The sequence below is a fragment of the Youngiibacter fragilis 232.1 genome, assembly GCF_000495435.3.
Taxonomy (GTDB): Bacteria; Bacillota; Clostridia; order Clostridiales; family Clostridiaceae; genus Youngiibacter; species Youngiibacter fragilis.
In genome coordinates, this window is sequence record NZ_AXUN02000039.1 from 1 (window position 1) to 21,372 (window position 21,372).

21 protein-coding genes and 1 pseudogene are annotated in these 21,372 nt (G+C 46.4%); 18 read left to right on the forward strand and 4 right to left on the reverse strand.

Annotation, left to right across the window (positions count from 1 at the left end; translation table 11 throughout):
- Positions 1–50: 50 nt before the first annotated feature.
- The 3 genes from T472_RS02500 to T472_RS02510 are packed head-to-tail and all read right to left on the reverse strand — an operon-like array spanning position 51 to position 1,678.
- Positions 51–587, reverse strand: a complete 537-nt coding sequence (locus T472_RS02500; RefSeq protein ID WP_023389122.1) for a PIN domain-containing protein — start codon at positions 585–587, stop codon at positions 51–53.
- Positions 580–1,332, reverse strand: coding sequence for an ImmA/IrrE family metallo-endopeptidase (locus T472_RS02505; RefSeq protein ID WP_023389123.1), 753 nt, complete (start codon positions 1,330–1,332; stop codon positions 580–582). The genes T472_RS02500 and T472_RS02505 overlap by 8 nt, the downstream gene beginning before the upstream one ends.
- Positions 1,325–1,678, reverse strand: a complete 354-nt coding sequence (locus T472_RS02510; RefSeq protein ID WP_023389124.1) for a helix-turn-helix domain-containing protein — start codon at positions 1,676–1,678, stop codon at positions 1,325–1,327. The genes T472_RS02505 and T472_RS02510 overlap by 8 nt, the downstream gene beginning before the upstream one ends.
- 705 nt (positions 1,679–2,383) lie before the next feature.
- On the opposite strand from T472_RS02510, the gene T472_RS02515 reads away from it, so the two are divergent.
- From T472_RS02515 to T472_RS02555, 9 genes are all read left to right on the forward strand, one after another.
- Positions 2,384–3,268, forward strand: coding sequence for a Rossmann-like and DUF2520 domain-containing protein (locus tag T472_RS02515; protein ID WP_023389125.1), 885 nt, complete (start codon positions 2,384–2,386; stop codon positions 3,266–3,268).
- Positions 3,258–4,091 carry a 3-methyl-2-oxobutanoate hydroxymethyltransferase gene (gene panB / locus T472_RS02520; RefSeq protein ID WP_023389126.1) on the forward strand — a complete coding sequence of 278 codons (834 nt, stop codon included), beginning with the start codon at positions 3,258–3,260 and terminating at the stop codon, positions 4,089–4,091. Before T472_RS02515 ends, panB begins: the two co-directional genes overlap by 11 nt.
- A 19-nt stretch (positions 4,092–4,110) precedes the next feature.
- Positions 4,111–4,983: a pantoate--beta-alanine ligase gene (gene panC / locus T472_RS02525; protein ID WP_023389127.1), complete on the forward strand. Its 873-nt coding sequence runs from the start codon at positions 4,111–4,113 to the stop codon at positions 4,981–4,983.
- A gap of 4 nt (positions 4,984–4,987) precedes the next feature.
- The gene (gene panD, locus T472_RS02530; protein ID WP_023389128.1) at positions 4,988–5,371 is read left to right on the forward strand and encodes an aspartate 1-decarboxylase; all 384 of its coding nucleotides are present in this window, start codon (positions 4,988–4,990) and stop codon (positions 5,369–5,371) included.
- Positions 5,372–5,769: 398 nt separating this feature from the next.
- On the forward strand, positions 5,770–6,117 hold the full coding sequence (locus T472_RS02535) for a hypothetical protein (protein ID WP_023389129.1): 348 nt from the start codon (positions 5,770–5,772) through the stop codon (positions 6,115–6,117).
- Positions 6,118–6,219: 102 nt separating this feature from the next.
- A complete protein-coding gene (locus T472_RS02540) occupies positions 6,220–6,705 on the forward strand; it encodes a pyridoxamine 5'-phosphate oxidase family protein (protein WP_023389130.1) in 486 nt (161 codons plus the stop codon).
- A gap of 169 nt (positions 6,706–6,874) precedes the next feature.
- Complete coding sequence (locus T472_RS02545) at positions 6,875–7,465, forward strand: type IV toxin-antitoxin system AbiEi family antitoxin domain-containing protein (RefSeq protein ID WP_023389131.1); 591 nt, start codon at positions 6,875–6,877, stop codon at positions 7,463–7,465.
- Positions 7,466–7,646: 181 nt separating this feature from the next.
- Positions 7,647–8,456, forward strand: a complete 810-nt coding sequence (locus T472_RS02550) for a rhodanese-like domain-containing protein (RefSeq protein ID WP_023389132.1) — start codon at positions 7,647–7,649, stop codon at positions 8,454–8,456.
- Between the two features lie 51 nt (positions 8,457–8,507).
- On the forward strand, positions 8,508–8,777 hold the full coding sequence (locus T472_RS02555; protein WP_023389133.1) for a hypothetical protein: 270 nt from the start codon (positions 8,508–8,510) through the stop codon (positions 8,775–8,777).
- Positions 8,778–8,999: 222 nt separating this feature from the next.
- Here T472_RS02555 and T472_RS02560 read toward each other — a convergent pair whose 3' ends face one another.
- Positions 9,000–9,893 (reverse strand): MurR/RpiR family transcriptional regulator, encoded by an 894-nt coding sequence (locus T472_RS02560; protein ID WP_023389134.1) that lies wholly within the window; start codon positions 9,891–9,893, stop codon positions 9,000–9,002.
- 563 nt (positions 9,894–10,456) lie between these two features.
- Here T472_RS02560 and T472_RS02565 point away from each other — a divergent pair.
- The 9 genes and pseudogenes from T472_RS02565 (at position 10,457) to T472_RS02600 (ending at position 21,369) form a co-directional block, all read left to right on the forward strand.
- Positions 10,457–11,176, forward strand: coding sequence for an RraA family protein (locus tag T472_RS02565; protein ID WP_023389135.1), 720 nt, complete (start codon positions 10,457–10,459; stop codon positions 11,174–11,176).
- Positions 11,169–12,053: an NAD(P)-dependent oxidoreductase gene (locus T472_RS02570; protein ID WP_023389136.1), complete on the forward strand. Its 885-nt coding sequence runs from the start codon at positions 11,169–11,171 to the stop codon at positions 12,051–12,053. Before T472_RS02565 ends, T472_RS02570 begins: the two co-directional genes overlap by 8 nt.
- 17 nt (positions 12,054–12,070) lie before the next feature.
- Positions 12,071–13,069, forward strand: coding sequence for a tripartite tricarboxylate transporter substrate binding protein (locus T472_RS02575; RefSeq protein ID WP_023389137.1), 999 nt, complete (start codon positions 12,071–12,073; stop codon positions 13,067–13,069).
- Positions 13,070–13,137: 68 nt separating this feature from the next.
- Positions 13,138–13,587: a tripartite tricarboxylate transporter TctB family protein gene (locus T472_RS02580; RefSeq protein WP_023389138.1), complete on the forward strand. Its 450-nt coding sequence runs from the start codon at positions 13,138–13,140 to the stop codon at positions 13,585–13,587.
- 31 nt (positions 13,588–13,618) lie between these two features.
- Positions 13,619–15,102, forward strand: a pseudogene (locus tag T472_RS20180) (tripartite tricarboxylate transporter permease).
- A gap of 383 nt (positions 15,103–15,485) precedes the next feature.
- Positions 15,486–18,116 (forward strand): cation-translocating P-type ATPase, encoded by a 2,631-nt coding sequence (locus T472_RS02590; RefSeq protein WP_023389139.1) that lies wholly within the window; start codon positions 15,486–15,488, stop codon positions 18,114–18,116.
- 112 nt (positions 18,117–18,228) lie between these two features.
- Positions 18,229–18,378 carry a hypothetical protein gene (locus tag T472_RS20060; protein WP_207643936.1) on the forward strand — a complete coding sequence of 50 codons (150 nt, stop codon included), beginning with the start codon at positions 18,229–18,231 and terminating at the stop codon, positions 18,376–18,378.
- A 205-nt stretch (positions 18,379–18,583) separates the two neighbouring features.
- Positions 18,584–19,999, forward strand: coding sequence for a sigma-54 interaction domain-containing protein (locus T472_RS02595; RefSeq protein WP_023389140.1), 1,416 nt, complete (start codon positions 18,584–18,586; stop codon positions 19,997–19,999).
- Between the two features lie 197 nt (positions 20,000–20,196).
- Positions 20,197–21,369: a thiolase family protein gene (locus T472_RS02600; RefSeq protein WP_023389141.1), complete on the forward strand. Its 1,173-nt coding sequence runs from the start codon at positions 20,197–20,199 to the stop codon at positions 21,367–21,369.
- Positions 21,370–21,372 lie beyond the last annotated feature (3 nt).

The following is a 21,372-nucleotide window of genomic DNA, read 5'->3' on the forward strand; positions in this document are numbered from 1 at the left end:
ACAGAATTTGTGATTGAGCCTGAAAAATAAAGGAAACTACATTTTAACTTTCATTTTAATTTGCTATTTATATAGTCTGTAAAGGATGCTGATCCTAACTTTCTTCTTTTAGCAAGCATCGAAGCCCAAATGGCATTGCCCTGAGATTCGGTAATATAGCCGTTCTCTAGTGCTTGAATCAGGATGTCTCCGGTAGTCATATGCCTTAGTCCGAAATTTTCAACATAGACCATGATATCCCTGAGATTATTGCTGGCAAGTATGCCACCCATGCTTTTTGCCAGAGCTATTGAAGCGGCTTCGCCCTTACCGATTATTTTATTTCCGGAATTTGGCTTATAAGCAAGTTGATAATATAGCAGATATGCTTCACTATCAGTAAGGATGCCTTCTAAACTCGCTTGCCCGCTCGAGAGAAGTGTATCGACACGTGCTTTTAGATGGTTGACTCCAGGATAAGACAGCTCATCGTATACAGGCTTAGGGATTATGATCTTGCCAGGATATAGCTTAACGAGCAGACTCTCGTTTCCTACCCATAGGAAGGCAGAGAGGCAGTCTGTATCGAAGAAAAGCGAATCAGTCAAGCAATTCTCCTCCTTCGGCCTCATTTCCATATACAAGGTCCGGCCTATATGCTGACAAAAGCAGCTCTTCATATTTTCCTTCGGAAACAAGGCCTTTCTCAGAAACTCTATCTGCTTGCTGGATATAATACCCGTATGTTCCGTATTGCTTTTCTTTTGGGGTCGGCTTATACAATGTGTCATCATACCCCTGACAAAGTGCGGATAAGATGACATTCTTGCGCATAGTCTCTGAATCCTTAATTGTCAGTTCCTTCTCAGCAATGAGCCTGTTTAGCACTGCTTGCCGGCTGATTTGAAAATGCTGTTCAATTCGTACGATATCCTTAACTGAAAGTTTGTCTGAAGGCATCTTTTTTATCTGTCTTACCATATCTGATAAAGCATCAGGCGGCATTAGTAGATAAGATGCAAACTGATCCGCGTCAATCTCCTTTTCACTGCCAACGCCAATATTTTTTTTGCAAATGGCTGTAAGCTTCTCGTCATCAAAAAAAAGATGGTATAGTTCGTGAGCCAGTGAAAACCGCTGCCTTCCAATCGTCATAGCCGAATTCACTGCAATAACATTACTTCCTGGATTCTTTACACAAATCCCGCTTAGTCTGTCACCCATTGGATAGTAGACAATTGACAGGTGTTCGATTGAAAAGGCTAAAGCAAAAATATCAATAGGCGAAGTCGAATCCTCACCTAACTGCTTTCTTAGATTGGCAGCCTTTTTCCACAAATCCATTTTATCCATTTGTTTTTACACCTTCAAGTAAATCTGTCATAAATATTGAATTGAGAGCAATCATATTTATGGAGCTTATCACTTCCAGGTCCTCCTCGAGTATTTCATTGGCTCGCAAAGCGAATGTCAGTGGCCTCAGAACTGATTCTAATTCGTGGAATGCTCCTGGCTGTACTCCATATAGAGCTGCTAGCTTCTCGATCATGTCGGAAGTCAATGCACGCTTTCCTTTTTCTGCCATTGAAATAAGACTCTGGTCAACCTTAAGGAAATTCGCGATGTTGCGTTGCGTAAAGCCGTTATGCTCTCGCAGTTCTTTCAATCTGTATCCAAGATGTGCTGTTGAAGTTTCCATAATGACACCCCCTCAACAATATTATATGCAATTTTAGTCATAAATAACATAGATAATAAGTAAATATTTATGACAAGATTTACCTTTCACTATGGATTACAGTGTTACAGTTTAATTCCGATTAATTTGAATACCCATTAAGTCTTGTAATGAATTTTGTGCAGAAAGGATGCGCTCTGTCTCCATATTCCTGATCACCAAATTTGCCTAATCTGAGCACCCCCTTAGATGTGTCTGGACAAGACAGCATTCCACTGAAGGAAATATCCCACATGATTAATTTTGTGGTACCAATTAATATCAAAGGTTTGTGGAGAAATTCATAAAGGATTCAAATGAACAGGACAGGTAAATGATTTCAGAAAATGATTGATAAATCATTGGCAATGCAATAGAATGAATATTGGCAGTATCTTTATGAATTGTACAAGCGGCGGTATCGAATTGAACTGCACGCAATTTAGGTTTTTCGGAATATTTGGAATCGGCTTTGATCCTTTGCGACAGAGACAGATGAATTCTAATTGGAATTGGTATTTATGTCTTTTTCGTCTGTCAAAGGGGCTTGCTCTGCCAAGGGGCACCCGAACAGGTGAAATGGACATTTTTTATTTATTGCAATTTTTTTCAAATACCCGGGAGCTTCAATTGCTTTACGCCTGTATGGACCATGGAACTGCACACTAGAATTTTGAGGTGGTGCCATTGGAAATTGGATTCATCGGAGCGGGAAAGGTTGGGAAGGCTCTCGGGCTTTATTTTACAGCTCACGGACTTAACGTGTCCGGGTATTGCAGCAGGACCGAAAAATCAGCAATTGAAGCTGCTGTCCTTACTTCTTCCCGTGCTTTCAGAACACTCAGGGAGCTGGCAGATTCAAGCGACATCATATTCATTACAGTCCCTGACCAGGCTCTCAAGGAAGTTGACGAAGAAGTGTCAGCAATGCTTGATAAAAATGTTATTGACTGTGACGTCACCTGGTTTCATGTAAGCGGAGCACATTCGTCGGATATCCTTGAAAGGATCCGGAAGGCTGGCTGTGAGACTGGAAGCATGCATCCTCTGCAGAGCTTCGGTGACCCTTATGGGAGCGCAGAAATGCTTAAAAGAAGCTGGTTCACCCTGGAGGGTACGGATAAGGCGGTTATGGCTGCAAAGTCATTATTGGATAAGACTTACGGAAAGCACTTCCTGATAAAGGCGGAGGATAAGCCTCTTTACCATGCGGGTGCATCTGTAGTATCGAACTTCATGGTGACTTTACTCGAGAGCGGCATAAGCCTTTTTGAAGCAGCAGGCATGGACCGTAATGACATATTCCATGCTATAGAGCCGCTCATCGGATCTACATTGTCAAACATAAGGGAGAAGGGGACAATAGACGCTCTGACCGGACCGATCATAAGGGGAGACTACGACACTGTAAGTGTTCATATGAAGTCGATAGGAGAGAAGATGCCTTCGGAGCTTGAATCCTATAGGGCGATGGCCTATAGGACTGTCAAGATGCTTGATGGAAAAAGGCTGACTCATGGACAGGTTGAAGAATTTGAACGGATATTGGAGGTAAGGATAGATGGCAGGTAAATTCACGACACAGGCATTTTCGGATGCAAAAAAGAACTCAAGGAAGATCACCATGCTTACTGCATATGACTATACGATGGCTCAGATACTTGATGAGAGCGGGATTGATGCCATACTCGTCGGAGATTCCCTGGCCATGCCCATCCAGGGCAAGGATTCAACCCTTGAAGTGACCATGGAGGAGATGCTCTATCACTGCAGGTGCGTGGCGAAGGGTGTAAGGAATGCGCTTATAGTCGGGGATATGCCCTTCATGACTTACCACATCAATACGGATGAGGCTGTCCGCAATGCGGGGAGGTTCATACAGGAAGGAAGGGTGAGTGCAGTCAAGCTTGAGGGCGGAAAGCACATGGCTGATACTGTCAGGGCGATAGTCAGGGCTCAGATTCCAGTCATGGGACATATTGGCCTTACACCACAGTCGGTTAACATTTTTGGCGGCTTCAAGGTACAGGGGAAGGAAGAGAGTGCAGCAAGGGCTCTTGTCGAGGATGCACTCGCTATCGAAGAGGCTGGAGCATTCGCCATAGTCCTTGAGGCTGTGCCCGAGATGCTCGCAAAGCTCATAAGTGAGAAGGTGAGTATACCGACCATAGGGATAGGAGCAGGAAAGTACTGTGACGGACAGATCCTTGTCATACACGACATGCTTGGGCTTTACTCGGATTTCACCCCGAAATTCGTGAAGCAGTATGCAAAGCTTAGGGGCAGCATGTCTGAAGCAGTCAAGAGCTACGTAAGCGAAGTCAGGGATTCACAGTTCCCAGAGGTACAGCATACGTACAAGATGAACGATGAAATCCTGGAAAGACTATATTGATAGGTAGGGTGGTTAAAATATGAGTATCATAAAGACTATTGAAGAACTTGAATCATGGTCAGCCGGAGCAGACCGAAAGAATAGAACACTGGGTCTTGTCCCTACCATGGGGTATCTTCATGAAGGTCATTGCTCCCTAATAAGGGCTGCAAAAGCTGAAAACGACCTGGTCGTAGTAAGCGTATTCGTCAATCCGACGCAATTTGCTCCTGGTGAAGACTTTGAGAGCTATCCAAGGAACATTGAGCGGGACTATGAGCTTGCAATAGCTGCAGGAGCTGATGTCGTATTCAATCCTGAGGTGGGAGAGATATATGTGCCAGGTTCTTCAACCTTTGTAGAGGTTACCGGGGACATAACAAAGAAGCTCTGCGGAGCATCCAGACCGACTCATTTCAAAGGTGTCACAACGGTCGTGAACATCCTGTTCAATATAGTGCGGCCTGACAGGGCTTATTTCGGACAGAAGGATGCCCAGCAGGCTCTGATAATCAAGAAGATGGTAAGGGACCTCCATATGCCTTTAGAGGTTACAGTCTGCCCGATAGTAAGGGAAGCTGACGGACTTGCAATGAGCTCGAGGAATGTCTATCTGAGCGCTGAGGAGCGGAAGCAGGCAGTCTGCTTGAATTGCGGACTTCAGAAGGCCTGGGAATACCTTAATTCAGGAAGTGATGACAGCAGGAGCGTAAGGAAGCTTATAGAAGTCATAGAGAATCACATTAAAGGGCAGGACCTTGCGGTCATTGACTATGTAAGGATACTTGATGGTGAGACACTTGAGGAAATCAATGGCATTGAGCCGGGGAAGGCTGCACTGGCTGCTGTTGCAGTAAGATTCGGGAAGACAAGGCTTATAGACAACAGAGTGCTCTCTGTTGAAGTGAGGTGAAGAGATGCTTTTAAATATGTTCAAGGGTAAATTGCACCGTGCTACTGTAACGCAGGCTGACATCAATTATGTTGGCAGCGTAACTATAGATTCTGAACTCCTTGACCAGGCAGGTATCCTGCCGGGTGAGAAGGTGCAGATTGTAAATCTTAATAACGGCGAACGATTTGAGACCTACACCATCAAGGGGGATGCCGGAAGCGGTGTAATATGCATTAACGGGGCTGCAGCAAGGCTTGTCCAGGTGGGGGACAAGGTGATCATAATCGCTTATGCCCTGATGAATGAAGAGGAGGCCAGGAACTTCCTGCCAAACGTACTGGTGCTTGATGACAAGAACAGGATCATAAGGGTCAAGCATGAGGAGATCCACGGTACCACTGAGTAGGAATAGACTTCAGACTGGAACACATGTCATTTTAATAAGATACACACTGCAGGTCAGCAGTTAAATGCTGATTTGAGGTGTGTATCTTACTTGCTTGCAAGCAAATATCCTCACTAGATTAGACAGACCGCCAATTCCCATGATGAGTTGAAATGAACCAGGTAGAGATTTTTAGCAATACCTTAAATGGATCTCATGATGATATGACATCCATATGCGCGCGTCGTGATCAGGTCCTTCGAAGCAAGATGACATTCGCTCAATCTGAAGCAATATTTCCGTTTTAATAGAAAGGATGATACAGAAAATGTTACAATTGCTGGAAAGAAGTCCTTCTTCCAGATTAAAGGCCATGGCAACAAGCGAAGAGGACAGTAAGAATCATGGGGGAGAAATCTATGGATGAACTTATTAATGCTTTTTACCTGATGTGGGAGAACTTTCCGGGAACGGCGAGGTTGATCAGGAAGGACAGGACGATCATTGCATCGAATGCATATGCGAAGAGTGTAGGATTCGTGACTGATGTCAGATGCGTGTCTGTGGGCTTGCCAGAGATTCATAAGGGCTGCAGGGTGAATGAGATGTTCAAGACAGGTCGCTATCAGGTCGTCAAGTCAGAGACAGGCAGACTCAGATACTGGATCCCTGTACCGGGACGTGACGATGTCTATGTGCATGTTACTATCGACCCTAATAGCATAGACGGTATGGTTCTCTTTCCAGCGCCTGCTGAAAACAAGTAGTATAAGACCAGTGATTTATAGAGTGTTAATGCTGGGAAGCGGCACAGCATTAAAGAAGTCAAATAATAATGTGTGTATTAAGCTGAAAGTGAGGGAATATTTGTGTTCAGGGAAATGAGAAGAAAGAGGCAGCTGATGTCGAATGAAGACACTGTCGCAGTAATGGAAAGGTGTACGAATGGGATACTTGCATGCACAGGGGATGAGGATTACCCATATGCTGTTCCGGTAAGCTATGTGTATTCCAATGGAAGGATATATTTCCATTCTGCCAAGGCGGGACATAAGGTAGATTCAATTCTAGCGAATCCGAAGGTATCCTTTGCGGTTGTAGATGAGGACACTATAGTCAGCGGGGAATACACCACATATTTCAGGAGCGTCATAACATTTGGAAAGGCGAGGATAGCTGATGGTGACGAAAGGCTGGATGCTTTTCACGCATTGGTTGAAAAGTACTCTGGTGACCAGAGCGTAGCGGATAAGGAAATGGAAATCGCGAAATGTGAGAACGCCTTTATCATCGCAATAGATATTGAGCATATGACGGGTAAGGAAGCCATCGAGTTCGTAAGAGCAAGAGGATAGCATAAATTTGAGCATCCTTTTTTTACCTGAATAGGTTTGACCAGTCGAAGATGAATATTGTTGAAGATATACTTTATTGGAATAAACATCAGTATTGTACCTTTTGTTGTAAATACGCTTAAAATACGATAAAATTAAGCGGAAGAAAAACATTGGGGAGAAGAGGATATTGGATTATCGTAAAGCAATAATAAAATATGCTTCTGAAAACAATGGATTTGTGGAGTCTTCATGGTGTGTGGGAGCGAATATCCCTACAACATATCTTACCAGGATGGTAAAGGCAGGGGAACTATATAGGATTGACCGAGGTGTATACTCAGTCAATAAAACTGACTACGACCAATTCTATTTTTTTCAGCAGAAAAACAAGGTGGCTGTTTTCTCTTATGTCAATGCACTGTATCTATTAGGTGAGACTGACCTTATTCCTGACTACCTTGAGGTTACAGTATATGCTGGGTATAATGCAGCGCATTTTCCTAAAAGCACAATTGTTCACTATGTCTCAAAAGAGAACTTGTTGCTTGGTAAAGTAACTCTACATACACCTATGGGTAATTTGGTGAGCTGTTATGATTTTGAAAGAACTGTTTGTGATATTGTCTACAACCGGAGCAAAGTTGACGGAGAGCTCTTTTCAAAAACAGTTCAATCCTATGCTGCCAGTGCTAATAGGAATTTGACCAAGCTATTCTCATATGCCAAAAGGATGAAATGCCTGCGTAGAGTGCAGGAGGTAATGGAAGCATTGATCTGAATGAGTATACATTACCTGCAATAAGAGACTGACTAATAAGACACATCGGTAAAGTGATCAAATATCTTTAATTTCATGGATTCCCAACATCACAACATCGAATTTCATGATGCCTATAGCTTTGACCTTGCATATCCCCCAATGCTATCATTAGTTGATGACAAGTTACTGGAGGGTACCAATGGAAGAACTTATTCTTGAATACTTCAGGCAGATGCATGACAACCGCTACAAGATTGACCAGGTGGACTTTATTGAAAAGGTTAAGGCGTCTGAAGAGATGACCATAATCGATATAAGGAGACCTGAGGACTATGAGAAGGGGAACATTATTGGGGCGATAAACATGCCATTTGGACCGGCGATAGCTGAAGGCCTTAAGAGGATTCCTGAGGGGAAGCCTGTGTTCGTGTACTGCTACTCTGGCCAGACAGCAGGGCAAGCTGTCCTGACGATGAATATAGCCGGTATTTATGCGAGAAGCGTAAACTTGGGATGGGACCTTGGGATCGGCAGGGTGGAAGGATATGAGGAGCTTGTGACAACAGAACCGACCTGTCTGTCAGAGTCAGTTAGGACAATAGATCCAATGGTTCAGGCTGAAGTAACAAAATACTATGAGGGATTATCTGAAGTGTCTGACACTCCGTTCAGGAACTACAAGATTTCTGAAGAGGAGGTATTGTCGATTGCAGAGAGGAAGGATGAGGATTTCATAATACTTTCTGTAAGAAGGGCTGTTGACTTCAGGTCAGAACATATTGAAGGAGCTGTTAACATACCGTTTGGAAATGAAACCGCTGACGGATTCGGAATCCTTCCTAAGGACAAGAAGATAATTGTCTATTGCTACACCGGACAGACATCGGGGCAGGTGACTGCAGGGCTGAGATTGCTTGGATATGATGCGGTATCGATGAATGCCGGAATGGGAACCAAGGGCAATTATCCCTTTGGCTGGATGAACAAGGGGTATCCTGTAGCAAGGTAAATCCTTCCATGGCAATAATAAGCGTATAGGTATATACTTTGGTTACAGGCTATGGCGATAGAAAATCAGTTCAAGGGGTTCTTGATCCAGGCCAAGAAGGAGGACATGACAATGGGATATGCACCGCTAAGATGTCCAAGATGCGGGGAGATAACTCTCTGGAAGAAATCCGATTCATCATACAAGGGATTCAGTGTAGGCAAGGCGATTATAGGGAGTACTATCTTCGGGCCTCTGGGGTCTGCAGCTGGTGCCCTTGGAAAGAAGAAGAGCAGGTACCGATGCGGAAAGTGCGGTTATTCAGAGGAGTTTGACGGCTAAACCTCTATGACTGTATTGGTGTTCAAGTTGTACTTTTGTACAGGTTAAACTGCTCGGAGTTAATACCTTTGTTTGACAAGTAAATGACAAAATCAAGTTTAAATGGAAGAGATCCAAATACTGTAATTATACAGCTCCGGATCTCTTTTATTTAGCAGGATTAATCTTTTTGCCTGTCAGCTGGATGCTGAACTGATGAGTGTACTATGTTTTGTTGCCAAGTCAGTCGATCTTGTATGGAAATACATCCTCCAGGTAATTGATGTTGTTCTTCCGGATGTATTCTTCGATAAGGTTGAGCCTCTCAAGATTCTCCGGGGAAAGCTTCTGGCTGATGTCAGCAATGATAAGGTCGGCTAAAAATAATGCGGATACGTATGAGTTGCTGAAGCCTATGGTTTCGCAGTGTGCCAGAAGTATCTCGTCAGCCTTCTTTGCGATTGGGGAGGTTATCCTGTCGGTCAGGACAATGATCCTTGCTCCTGCATTTACTGCCATGGATATGGCTGACAGCACTATCCTTGAGTATCTCGGGAAGCTTACAAGGAAAAGGCAGTCGTCAGGGCCAATGTCTGCAAGGTTGTGTATGAGGGAATAGTCGCCCTGAAGTACGGGCCTTACGTTCGGCAGAATAAGCCTCAGCTTCTCGCCAAGGAAATATGCAACGCTTGCAGAACCTCTTACGCTTACTATGAACTTCTGGTTGCTCTTAAGGAGTATGTCAGTGATCTTACCTATCTTGTCAGGCGGATTGTTTGCAAAGGTGGCCTCCAGGTTTGAACAGGTCAGGTTGAACACCCTGTTGCTGAGGTCTGTCGCTTCAGGCTCCAGCCTGGTCTTCTTCAGCTTGCTTGAAGGACCCAGGTTGACCGAATAGTTCTGCATGAGGGATTTGAGCTCATTCTGGACCTCCTGCTGGAACTCGGTATAACCTGCATACCCCAGCATCTTAACGAACCTTATGACAGAGGAATCGCTTACTCCGATCTCGTTTGCTATCTCATTTGCTGCCTTGAAGTAGACAAGCTCTTCATTATCAAGAAAGTAATTGGCTATCTTGAACTCTGTCTTGGTAAGGTTTGAATTCTTGATCTTGTCCTTTATCCTGTCTATCATGTGAACACCTCGCATTGTTGTAGAAACTATTAATTAAAATACTAATGGTATTTGAAATCGTTGTCAAAATATCTGAACAGGCACTTTGTTTATACTGCTCGAACTGGAAGAAGGTTCAGAAGAAAAAATTATCGTAATAGTTATAGTTAAATTTAAACATATTGAATAAAGAAAAACGATGACTTATCATAAATCAGTTTATGATTATTGGAAATCATCCCGCTGATGCGATGATAGTCAAATAATTATCAAGCTTAGGGTAGAAGTTATAACACTATGTCAAGAAATAGAGATATATTTTATCGAATTTGAAATTGATTTGGAATAGACGATCTGATCAGTGATATTGTGAATTTGCACCCGATCGTAAGTTTCAATATAATCTTTTGGAAATACTTGATTTTCCTACAATTTGTTTGTACTATGAATTTAGTGATGAATGACAACCGACATAAAAAAGAATAATGATTTTCAAAAATCATTATACAGAATATTTCGAGTTAATCAACATATTTTTTTGATTTAATAGTAAAGGTTTACAATATTGATTTAGGGGTGATAGCATGGCTGTTGGGTTTAGGATCTTCACGAATCCGGACGGGATTGACGCTGAGATTATCGAGGCGTTCAGGAAGCTGCCGGGTTCAAATGTCGCTGACTGCATGGGAAGGATGAGCGGAATGCATTCTGAGATCAGGCGTGTCTCGAAGGATGGGTGCAAGATGGCTGGTTCCGCTGTAACTGTAAAGGTCAGGCCTGGTGACAACCTGATGCTTCACAAGGCACTTGATATGGCCCGTGAGGGGGATGTCATAGTTGTCTCCAACGGAGGTGACAGGAGCCACTCGCTTATGGGCGAGATAATGGTAAGGCATGCCGAGTTCAGGAAGCTGGGCGGGATAGTCCTTGACGGACCGGTAAGGGACATAGATACAATAAGGACCCTCGAAATACCGATATACGCAACAGGTACGACTCCTGCAGGTCCTTACAAGGAAGGCCCGGGAGAGATCAATGTTAACATTACATGCGGTGGGGTAAGCCTCAATCCGGGTGACCTTGTTATTGGAGACGACGACGGTGTTGTGGTGGTACCCAGGGAGGACCTTGAGGAGGTCCTTGCCAGTGCCTTAGATTTCAACAGGAAGGACCAGGGCAAGGTCGTTGAGTCGACGGCTGGAAGGCTTAACAGGGCATGGGTTGACAAGAGCCTTGCTGAGAAGGGATGCGAGTACATTGACCTTAAGACCGGCAAAAGGCTGACGGGTGAACAGGATGGTTAAGCTGGGATTCATAGGGTTCGGTGAAGCCGCATACGAGATGAGCAGCGGATTCAAGGCTGAAGGAAGTAAGGTTGAGATCAGGGCATTTGATGTGGCCTATGAGAAAAACAAGGAAAGCTTTGACAAAAGGGCTGAGAAGGCCGGAGTAACGATGGTTGAAAGCCTGGAAGCCCTTATAGGGTCTTCAGATGTGATAATGTCAATGGTGCCTACAGCATATACCCTCACAACGGCGATGGATGCCCTTAAGCATGTCAGTGCAGGACAGCTGTTTGCCGATGCTTCGACATCTCTACCAAACGACATGGTTGAAATCGCGAAGGCTGCAGCTGACAGGGGGCTTGAATTCACCGATGCTGCGATGCTTGGCTCCCTGCCGAAGGACAAGCACAAGGTTCCGATACTCGTTTCAGGAACCGGAGCGGACAGGTTCCTTGAGATCATGAAGCCGCTGGGAATGGATATCGAGAAGGTTAGCGAAAAGGCCGGGGATGCATCAGCCATTAAGCTTACAAGGAGCATATACATGAAGGGCCTTGCGACCCTCATGACCGAGACGCTGATGTGCGCCTACAAGAACAACATACAGGACAAGATAATCGAGTCGATTTCAGTGTCGCTTGACGGTGAGAAGTTCGTAGTCACAGCCAACAGGCTGATAGCAGGTAATGCGATACATTCCGAGAGAAGGACTCATGAGATGGAAAGCGTCATTGAGTTCGCTGAAGAATGCGGAATAAAGCCGACTATGACGATTGCCACAAAGAAGTCGCTGGAGGAGCTCAATGAGCTTAAGCTCAAGGAATATTTCAAGGACTCCAAGCCCAAGGGCTACTTGGATGTAATGGTTGCAATGCACGATAAGGGTATCTTATAAAACAGGGGGGAAACATTTTGTTAAAAGGTAAAAAGCTTGTATCACTTATTCTGTCAGCGGCACTTGGTGCCTCGCTCCTTGCCGGATGCGCAAGCTCTACTCCGACAGCTACGACTCCAAGCTCAACTGCTGCTCCCACAAAGACCGACTATCCCAAGAAATCCGTGACCATACTCGTCCCGTTTGCCGCCGGCGGATCTGCTGACCTTACAGCCAGGATACTTGCACCATACGCTGAGAAGCATCTTGGCCAGTCGATAATCATCGAGAACCTGGCAGGCGGAGGCGGTGCGGTAGGCCAGAACAAGGGGGCTACCGCTGCTCCTGACGGATACTTCCTTACCCTGGCTACGACTTCAATCGTAATCAACCCTCTTCTCAACGAGACTCCATTCAAATCTGATGACTTCAAGGGAGTTGTCCAGATCACTGAAGAGAATGACTTCCTCGTTGTGCAGAGCGGCAAGGAATACAAGACTTTTGAAGAGTTCATCGCTTATGCCAAGGCTAATCCCAACAAGATAAGGTTCGGAAGCTCAGGCAAGGGAACCACTGATGACCTTGGAAATTCCGGTATGATAAAGGCAACTGGAATACAGGCCCAGAACATTCCGTTCGACGGATCAGGTCTTGCGACAACTGCCATACTTGGAGGGCATATTGAAGCCGTAATAGGTGGCGCGTCATCATTCGACCAGCACATCAAGGAAGGCAAGCTCATACCACTGGCAGTCCTTACAGCAGAAAGAAATCCAAACTATCCTGATGTCCCATCGATAAAGGAGCTTGGATTCGAGGTATATTCAGGAACCTTCAGAGGACTTGTCGTCCCTGCTGATACTCCTGATGAGATAGTGGCCATACTCGCGGAAGCGTGCAAGAAGGGAATGGAAGAGGCTGAGTACAAGACACAGATGACAACCGCATCGCTCTCCATAAACTATCTTGACTCGAAGGCATTCACCGACAAGATAATGTCTACATCTGCAGCTTACAAGGAAGTACTCGGGAAATAAGAATATTCATGGAGGCGACTCGGTTTCAATCGATCGGGTCGCCTTGAGATTACTATGGAGGTAAGACTATGGCTAAGGTTAACAGGATCGTAGCGATCGTGTTTCTTATGATTTCGCTTGGGTTCGTATATCTGGGGAGAAAACTGAGCGAGGGTGCAAAGACATATCCGATGGTCCTTGCTGGTATGCTGATCGTACTGTCAATCATGCTTTTCATTGATGCAAGTTCCAAGGTCAAAACTGACACATCCAAGAATCCTCTTCTGATACTGAAGAAGGAGAGCAAATACTTCCTTATACTTATATTGGGATATGTATTGTTCATATTGGGCTTGCAGACGGTGGGGTTCATAATGTCAACCCTTGTGTTTCTTCTGGCGATACAGTATCTGCTGGGGTACAAGGACATCATGAAGCTTGTCATCAATTCTGTGCTGTTTACACTTGTCATATACCTGGCATTCAGCAAGGTGCTCAACGTACCTCTGCCAGATGGCATACTAAGCGCTATTCTTTGACCTTACCATAAACTTTCTTTGGAGGATGAACATGGGTAGTTTGTTACAGGCCATCTTGGCCTCAGTATCGCCATATAACCTTTTATTCTGTGCGCTCGGGGTAATCGGCGGAATAATCGTGGGAGCCATTCCCGGTCTTACTGCGAACCTGGGTGTCGCGCTTCTGGTTCCTTTCACTTTTGCCATGGAGCCTGAAACCGGACTTATCATGCTTGGTGGAATCTATACCGGCGCAATATACGGCGGTTCCATATCAGCGATCCTTATCAACGCCCCCGGTACGCCATCGGCTGCTGCAACGACCTTCGACGGGTATCCTATGGGTCAGCGTGGTGAGGCAAGGCTAGCCATAGGTACTGCAACCCTTTCCTCTGCTATAGGAGGAATAATCAGTGTTCTGGTGCTTGCCTTCTTTGCGCCTTTCCTCGCCAAGCAGGCTTTAAGGTTCGGTCCGCCTGAATACTTTGCCCTCGCTTTCTTCGGGCTTACCATAATAATCAGCCTGTCCGAGGATAACATGATAAAGGGTCTGATTTCAGGAGTATTCGGCCTCCTATCGCAACGATTGGAATGGATCCGGTTGAAGGTGTCATGAGGTTCACTTTCAGGAACATAAACCTGATCTCCGGAATAGCACTTGTTCCTCTTCTTATAGGTCTCTTTTCAATATGCGAGGCGCTTCTGCTCGGTAAGTCTGCAACGTCAAAGAATGACCTCGCTGAAATCAAGGGAAGGCTTCTGCCTAACAAAAATGAAATGAAGCGTAATGGCGGGAACTTTATAATATCATCGATAATCGGAACTGCAGTAGGCATCCTGCCGGGTGCCGGCGCCAGTGTAGCTGCATTCGTTTCCTACAACGAAGCCAAAAGGAGATCCAAGCATCCTGAGAAGTTCGGAACAGGCATAGTTGACGGAATCATTGCAAGTGAGGCCTCGAACAACGCGTGTGTCGGTGGGTCGTTGGTTCCTCTCCTCACTTTGGGAATCCCAGGCAATGCGGTTTCTGCGCTTTTCCTTGGAGCTCTTCTGATCCAGGGATTAAGACCGGGTCCTGACCTGTTTTCAGGCAACAATGCAAAGATCATGTGGATCTTTTTCGCTGGACTATTGGTTGCACAGCTGCTGATGCTTCTTTTCGGCCTGTTCGGAGCGGGGTATTTCGCCAAGGTCCTTTTCCTTCCAAAGCCGATACTCATAAGCTACATACTTGTGCTTTGTGTAACAGGTGCATTCGCGATAAACAACAACATCTTCGATGTGGGAGTAATGTTCGTGTTCGGTATGATCGGGCTTTTGTACAAGCTTCTCAAGATACCAGCTTCACCCACAGTGCTTGCGATCATTCTCGGGCCTATGGCTGAAACAGGACTCAGGCAATCGCTCATGATGTCTAATGGAGATCCTTCAATATTCTTCACAAGACCACTAAGCCTGCTATTCATTGTCATAGGTGTAGCCTCGATAATACTTCCTCTCGTGAGAAAAAAGAAAAACTCTAACCTTGCCGATTAGCTGGCAAGGATTGCAGAAAAGCAGAACCGTTCAATTATGGTTCTGCTTTTCTGCTCCATGCTCCGGAAATAAGTATTATGCAGGGGTATTGGGCAGTAGATTGACGGTTCATCAGGTTTGCGCTGCATGATTGCCTGTTTGTTAAAGTCTGGTTAAAAATACCGGGATTTGTTGACACCATTTTGCGAATCTGATAATATTGGCAACATAATAAGATAAAAACTCCATAGAGGGAGTAACTTCCTGGTAACAGGTCCGACATCGTCAATTCGGGATATCCCCGGTGCCGGAAATTTTTGTGGTTTTGTGAGACTCTATGGCTGAAGATTGGTTTCTTCAGCTTTAGGGTCTTTTTGTCTGCAAAATTTCAGGGGGTAATATAAATGAGGAACTATTGGAATGAGACAAGTGAAGAGGTGCTTAAGGGGCTTGGAGTCATAGGCTATGGCCTGTCTGAAGCCGAGGTTAAGGAAAGGCGCGAAAGGCATGGCATCAATGCCTTGGATGAGGAGGAGAAGGACGGGCTTCTGAAGGTCTTCTTCAGCCAGTTCAAGGACCTGCTCGTGGTTATCCTTATGCTGTCAGCTGCGCTTTCCGCAGCCTTCGGCAAGGGTGAAAGCGCAGTAGTCATCGTAATGGTGCTTCTTCTCAATGCGGTGCTTGGCACCATGCAGCATGTCAAGGCTGAGAGGTCCATGGAGGGTCTGAGGAAGCTGAGCGCTCCGAGCGTAAAGGCGATCAGGGACGGCATGATGAAGGTTCTCCCTTCAAGGGAGGTCGTACCTGGTGACATACTGCTGCTTGAAGCCGGTGACATGGTTTCTGCTGATGGAAGGCTCATAGAGTCCATTGGACTCATCGTGATGGAAAGCTCGCTTACAGGTGAGGCTGAGGGTGTGCTTAAGTCCACCGAAGCAATCGATGAGGTGGAGGTCCCTATAGGTGACAGGGTCAACATGGTGCATTCAGGCAGCTTCGTTGTGAAGGGCAGGGGTACCATGGCTGTGACTGCCACTGGAATGGCTACTGAGCTTGGTAAGATTGCAGGACTACTTTCCGGGACCGGGGACAAGAGGACCCCGCTGCAGAAGGAACTTGATGACTTCTCGAAGAAGTTTGCATCAGGCATCATGGTCCTGACTACGCTCATTCTCATCTCAGACGTGCTTCGCGGGAAACCCCTCATGGAGGCGCTGCTGTTCGGAGTGTCCCTTGCTGTCGCCGCTATTCCTGAAGCGCTCAGCACCATAGTGACTGTCGTCCTTTCAATAGGTACCGGCAGGATGGCTGAGGAGAAGGCTGTCATAAGGGACCTCCATTCAGTGGAGGTGCTTGGTGGGGTTTCTGTGATCTGTACTGACAAGACCGGAACCCTTACCCAGAACAAGATGACTGTAACGGATGCCCTTGTTGATGGTGAAGTCTTAGAGGGCAGGTCCCTTGACATAACTGATGAACTTACGAGGGACCTGGTAGCTGCAGGGCTCCTGTGCAGCGATGCTGTAACAAGGGGAAATGAGAGCTTCGGTGACCCGACTGAGACGGCTCTTGTTGACCTTGGTGAGCTTTACGGCATGGATGAGGAGATGGCCAGGGATAACCATCCGAGGCTCTCCGAGCTGCCCTTTGACTCTGACAGGAAGCTCATGAGCACACTTGTCGAGTACAGGGGTAAGAACATCATGTTCATGAAGGGAGCGCCTGAGGTGGTCCTGTCAAGGGCAACGATGATAAGGACATCAAATGGGACAATACCTTTTGACGAAGCTTCAAGGCAATCTCTGCTTGAAAAGGTTGAAAGCCTCTCCATTCAGGGAAAGAGGGTTCTTGCCTTCACCGAGAAGGCAATGGATAAGGATACACTTGCTGAAGGAGATGAATCAGACATGACCTTCATGGGTCTCATAGCGCTTATGGATCCGCCAAGGCCGGAGGTGCATGAGGCGATAATGTTGGCTTCTGATGCCGGCATAAGGACTGTAATGATAACCGGTGACCACAAGTCGACTGCCGCTGCCATAGCATCGAAGCTTGGAATACTGCGTGACGGCGATGTCGTCATTGAAGGCAGGGACCTTGACCATATGACGGACGAAGGCCTTGAATACATGGTCGAGAGGACCTCCGTATATGCCAGGGTAAGCCCTGAGCATAAGATAAGGATAGTCAGGGCTTGGCAGGACAAGGGCAAGGTCGTTGCAATGACAGGTGACGGCGTAAATGATGCTCCGGCACTCAAGAGCTCTGATATCGGAGTTGTAATGGGAATAACCGGTACTGAGGTTGCCAAGGATGCCTCTTCAATGGTGCTTTCAGACGACAACTTCGGAACCATAGTCAAGGCTGTAGCCTCCGGAAGGGGAATCTACGAGAACATAAGAAATGCCATAAGGTTCCTTCTATCAGGAAACACTTCAGGAATACTGGCGGTGCTCATGGCAAGCCTTGCAGGCCTCCCGGCACCATTCATGCCTGTGCACCTCCTGTTCATAAACCTTGTGACTGATTCACTGCCTGCTATAGCGATAGGCATGGAGAAGCCTGAGCTAGGCCTCATGTCAAAGCCTCCAAGGGACATCGATGCGCACATACTCGACAAATCATTCGTAAGGTCCGTAGCTATAGACGGCACGATAATGGCCCTAGCCGTAATGGCGTCATACATGATAGGGCTTAAGACAGGAAATTCAAATACAGCTGCAACAATGGCATTCCTCACTCTAGGGCTCTCAAGGCTTCTTCACGGCATCAGCTCAAGGACTTCTGGATCATTCCTTAAGTCAGCCGGTACCAGGAACCATGTGCTTGCTGGCTCAGTGATAATTGGCTTTGCCCTCTTCTACATCATATTCAACGTTCAGGTATTAAGGAACATTTTCGAGGTTGCAAGCATACCTTCGGGATATTCGGTATTTGCTGTAGGGATGGCATTCGTATCATTCCTGGCAGTTCAGTTGGTACGTCTCGCTGCTGATGGCTTATCTGCCGGTAAAGCGGAGGCAGAGCTCAGGTAATTCGGTTAAACGAAATTGGTAAGTCAATAAAATCAAGGGCGGGTCAGCGTGACCTGCCCTTGATTTTTAAGGATAAAGGACCCTTGACTACTGTATCATTTTCAACGTTCAGGTGTTAAGGAACATTTTCGAGGTTGCAAACGTACCTTCGGGATATTCGGTTTTCGCTGTAGGGATGGCGTTCGTATCCTTCCTTCTGGTTCAGGCGGTTCGTGTGATTGCTGTCAGCCTGCCCCTAAAGGAAGGGGATAAAATAGCCTGATTGGAGGCTGATTCTAGACAGTCCCGTGTACCCTGTACTCTTACGATTAAGGATTGGGGAGCTCTCAAAAATCGATAAGGATAAATTTGTCAGCAGAACGTTAAATAAATATCATATATTGATTACTGGATAAATTCGAGATAACCTATTTGTAAATGTTTTCTGGTTTTAGAAGGTATTAAATGTAACGTTTCGGAGATGTGGCATGAAGTATTTTTATCAATATGAAGATAATAAGGACCTTAACCTGCAGGAGCTTCTCATAGAGTCGTTTGACAATATCCTGATAACTGACTGCAAGGCAAGGATAGTGCTCTTAAGCAAGAGCATGGTCAAAGCGCTCAGGCTTGAGGGGGTGGACCTTTCAGGAAAGACGGTGCATGACCTTATTTTAAGTGGTTACTACACTAAGTCCACCGCACTTGAATGCATGAAGCTCGGGAAGCAATGCTCGGGTATAGTGCATGTGACTGGAAAAGGGAATGAGAAGGACACTGCTGTGTTTTCCACAAGCACGCCCATATTTGATGACAAAGGGATGCTGAGGTATGTCATAACCAATTCGAGGAACGAGGCTGCCCTGGAATTCTATGCCCGTGAGCTTGAGGCTGAGAAGCTTAATTCAGCGAAGTACCAGGATGTCTCGAAATACCTCTCGAAGCTTGCGGGAAGCAGCGGAGAGGTTGTGGCGAACAGCGCAGCAATGCAGAAGGTGATAAGGCTTTGCAGCCTAATTGCCAAATCTGACAGCGTAGTACTGATAACAGGCGAGTCAGGAGTTGGGAAGGAGGTCGTCGCAAGGTACATCCATGACCACAGCCCCAGGAAGGACGAGGTCTTCGTACCTGTGAACTGCGGTGCCATACCTTCCGACCTGGTTGAATCTGAGCTGTTCGGCTATACTAAGGGTGCTTTCACAGGAGCCAATCCTAACGGAAGCGCAGGGCTTTTCGAGCTTGCCCACAAAGGAACCATATTCCTTGATGAGATAGGAGAGCTGCCGCTTCCTATGCAGTCGAAGCTTCTGAGGGTAATTGAGACCGGGGAGATAAGAAGACTGGGTGACACAAAATACAGGAAGGTGGATGCGAGGATCGTTGCAGCCACGAACAGGAACCTGGAGGAGATGGTAAAGAAGGGGGAATTCAGGGAAGACCTTTTCTACCGGCTAAATGTCATACCTCTGTTGATCTCCCCCCTCAGGGATAGAAAGGAGGACATCATCCCCCTGGCCTACATGTTCCTTAACCGATTCAACAGGAAGTTCGGACTGGACAAGAGGATGTCAAAAAAATCTCTGGACAACCTTCTCGATTACAGCTGGCCTGGAAACATCAGGGAGATGAGGAACGTAATTGAAAGGTACGTGATCATTACGCCCGGCGATGAGATTGACATAACCTTTGAGGAAACCATGAAGTCATCTCAAACCAGGATAAGCATGGAGAGTGGTGAATCAGGCGAACCTGTAACTGTGCCCCTCAAGTATGCCATGGATGATTTCGAGAGGAAATACATAGAAGCCGCTCTAAGAGACTGCAACGGAAGTATCGCAAAGGCTGCCGAGGTACTCGGAATACACAGGACACATCTCTACAAAAAGCTGAAGAAACAGGATTAATTGAATAATTTATTGATGTATCAGATTTGAAACGGTATCAAATCTGATACATTTTTTTGTATCAAATCTGATTCACAAGCTGGAAATCGGTTTCAGTGAAAATCCTTGCGAATCTAAGCGTTTACAGGATCATTAGGATTTGGCACGGTTTTTGCTCTTATAAGGCGGTAACCATAAGAGATGAAAGGGGAAGAATAATGAGAGAAGCAGTAGTCGTATCGGCAGTAAGGTCACCCATGGGCAAGTACAGGGGCGCCCTTACGAGCATAACTCCTCACGAGCTTGCAGCCACAGTCCTGAAGGAAGCTGTGAAGAGGTCCAAGGTAGATCCTGAGGAAATCGGGGAAGTGATATACAGCAACATAATGGAGAAGGAATACAACAACATTGCGAGATATGTGGCACTTGAGGCTGGGCTGCCGATAAGCGTGCCAGGGATAACGATAGACAGGCAGTGCGGATCGTCACTGAACGGGGTTGCCTACGCAGCACTGCTTATCATGGCAGGACAGCATGATGTTGTGGTGACTGGTGGTGTGGAGATGGATACCAGGAGGCCCTGGCTGCTTTCAAAGCCAACCCAGCCGTACCAGCTTCAGGAGCCTAAGTTCCTGAACGTATCAACCTCACCCGTTAGGTTCGAGGAGACCAGCATGCTGGCAACTGCCGAGAACCTGGCTGAGATGTACAACCTCACCAGGGAGGATGTTGACAGGTTTGCAGTGGAGAGCCACAGAAGGGCTGCTGCAGCCTGGGCGAACCATGCCTTTGATGAGCAGCTCGTGCCGATAGAGTTCAGGGACAGGAAGGGCAATGTAACCGTGGTTGCGAGTGATGAGACGATAAGGCCTGAAACCACCCTGGAGACCCTTGCGAAGCTCCCGGTAGCCAGCGGCAGGAAGGATGGAATCTGTACTGCTGGAAACAGCTCGCCTCTTACAGATGGAGCCAGCGCTGTTGTGGTAATGGAGAAGAACAAGGCCATTGAACTTGGATGCGAGATACTAGGAACATTCAAGGGATACGAGTCAGCAGGTGTGGAGCCCCATATCATGGGAATCGGACCGGTATATGCCGTGAGGAAGCTTCTAGCCAGGACAGGGCTAAAGAACGAGGATATCGACCTGATAGAGATGAACGAGGCTTTCGCGGCACAGAGCCTGCCCTGCATAAAGGAACTGGGAATGGATACTGAAAAGCTGAACGTCAATGGCGGTGCCATAGCTCTTGGCCATCCGCTGGCGGCTACAGGAGGATTCCTTACGGCTAAGCTTCTGTATGAAATGAAGAAGAGGGATGTCAAGCGCGGAATAGTCACCTTCTGCTGTGCAGGCGGACAGGGTGTGGCTGCGCTCTTCGAAAGGGAATAGGTG

Coding starts and splice junctions, on each gene's coding strand:
- T472_RS02505 (WP_023389123.1), bottom strand. CDS start 1,332: ATGGATAAAATGGATTTGTGGAAAAAGGCTGCCAATCTAAGAAAGCAG.
- T472_RS02510 (WP_023389124.1), bottom strand. CDS start 1,678: ATGGAAACTTCAACAGCACATCTTGGATACAGATTGAAAGAACTGCGA.
- panB (WP_023389126.1), top strand. CDS start 3,258: ATGGCAGGTAAATTCACGACACAGGCATTTTCGGATGCAAAAAAGAAC.
- panC (WP_023389127.1), top strand. CDS start 4,111: ATGAGTATCATAAAGACTATTGAAGAACTTGAATCATGGTCAGCCGGA.
- panD (WP_023389128.1), top strand. CDS start 4,988: ATGCTTTTAAATATGTTCAAGGGTAAATTGCACCGTGCTACTGTAACG.
- T472_RS02535 (WP_023389129.1), top strand. CDS start 5,770: ATGGATGAACTTATTAATGCTTTTTACCTGATGTGGGAGAACTTTCCG.
- T472_RS02550 (WP_023389132.1), top strand. CDS start 7,647: ATGGAAGAACTTATTCTTGAATACTTCAGGCAGATGCATGACAACCGC.
- T472_RS02555 (WP_023389133.1), top strand. CDS start 8,508: ATGGCGATAGAAAATCAGTTCAAGGGGTTCTTGATCCAGGCCAAGAAG.
- T472_RS02560 (WP_023389134.1), bottom strand. CDS start 9,893: ATGATAGACAGGATAAAGGACAAGATCAAGAATTCAAACCTTACCAAG.
- T472_RS02565 (WP_023389135.1), top strand. CDS start 10,457: ATGGCTGTTGGGTTTAGGATCTTCACGAATCCGGACGGGATTGACGCT.
- T472_RS02570 (WP_023389136.1), top strand. CDS start 11,169: ATGGTTAAGCTGGGATTCATAGGGTTCGGTGAAGCCGCATACGAGATG.
- T472_RS02580 (WP_023389138.1), top strand. CDS start 13,138: ATGGCTAAGGTTAACAGGATCGTAGCGATCGTGTTTCTTATGATTTCG.
- T472_RS02590 (WP_023389139.1), top strand. CDS start 15,486: ATGAGGAACTATTGGAATGAGACAAGTGAAGAGGTGCTTAAGGGGCTT.
- T472_RS02595 (WP_023389140.1), top strand. CDS start 18,584: ATGAAGTATTTTTATCAATATGAAGATAATAAGGACCTTAACCTGCAG.
- T472_RS02600 (WP_023389141.1), top strand. CDS start 20,197: ATGAGAGAAGCAGTAGTCGTATCGGCAGTAAGGTCACCCATGGGCAAG.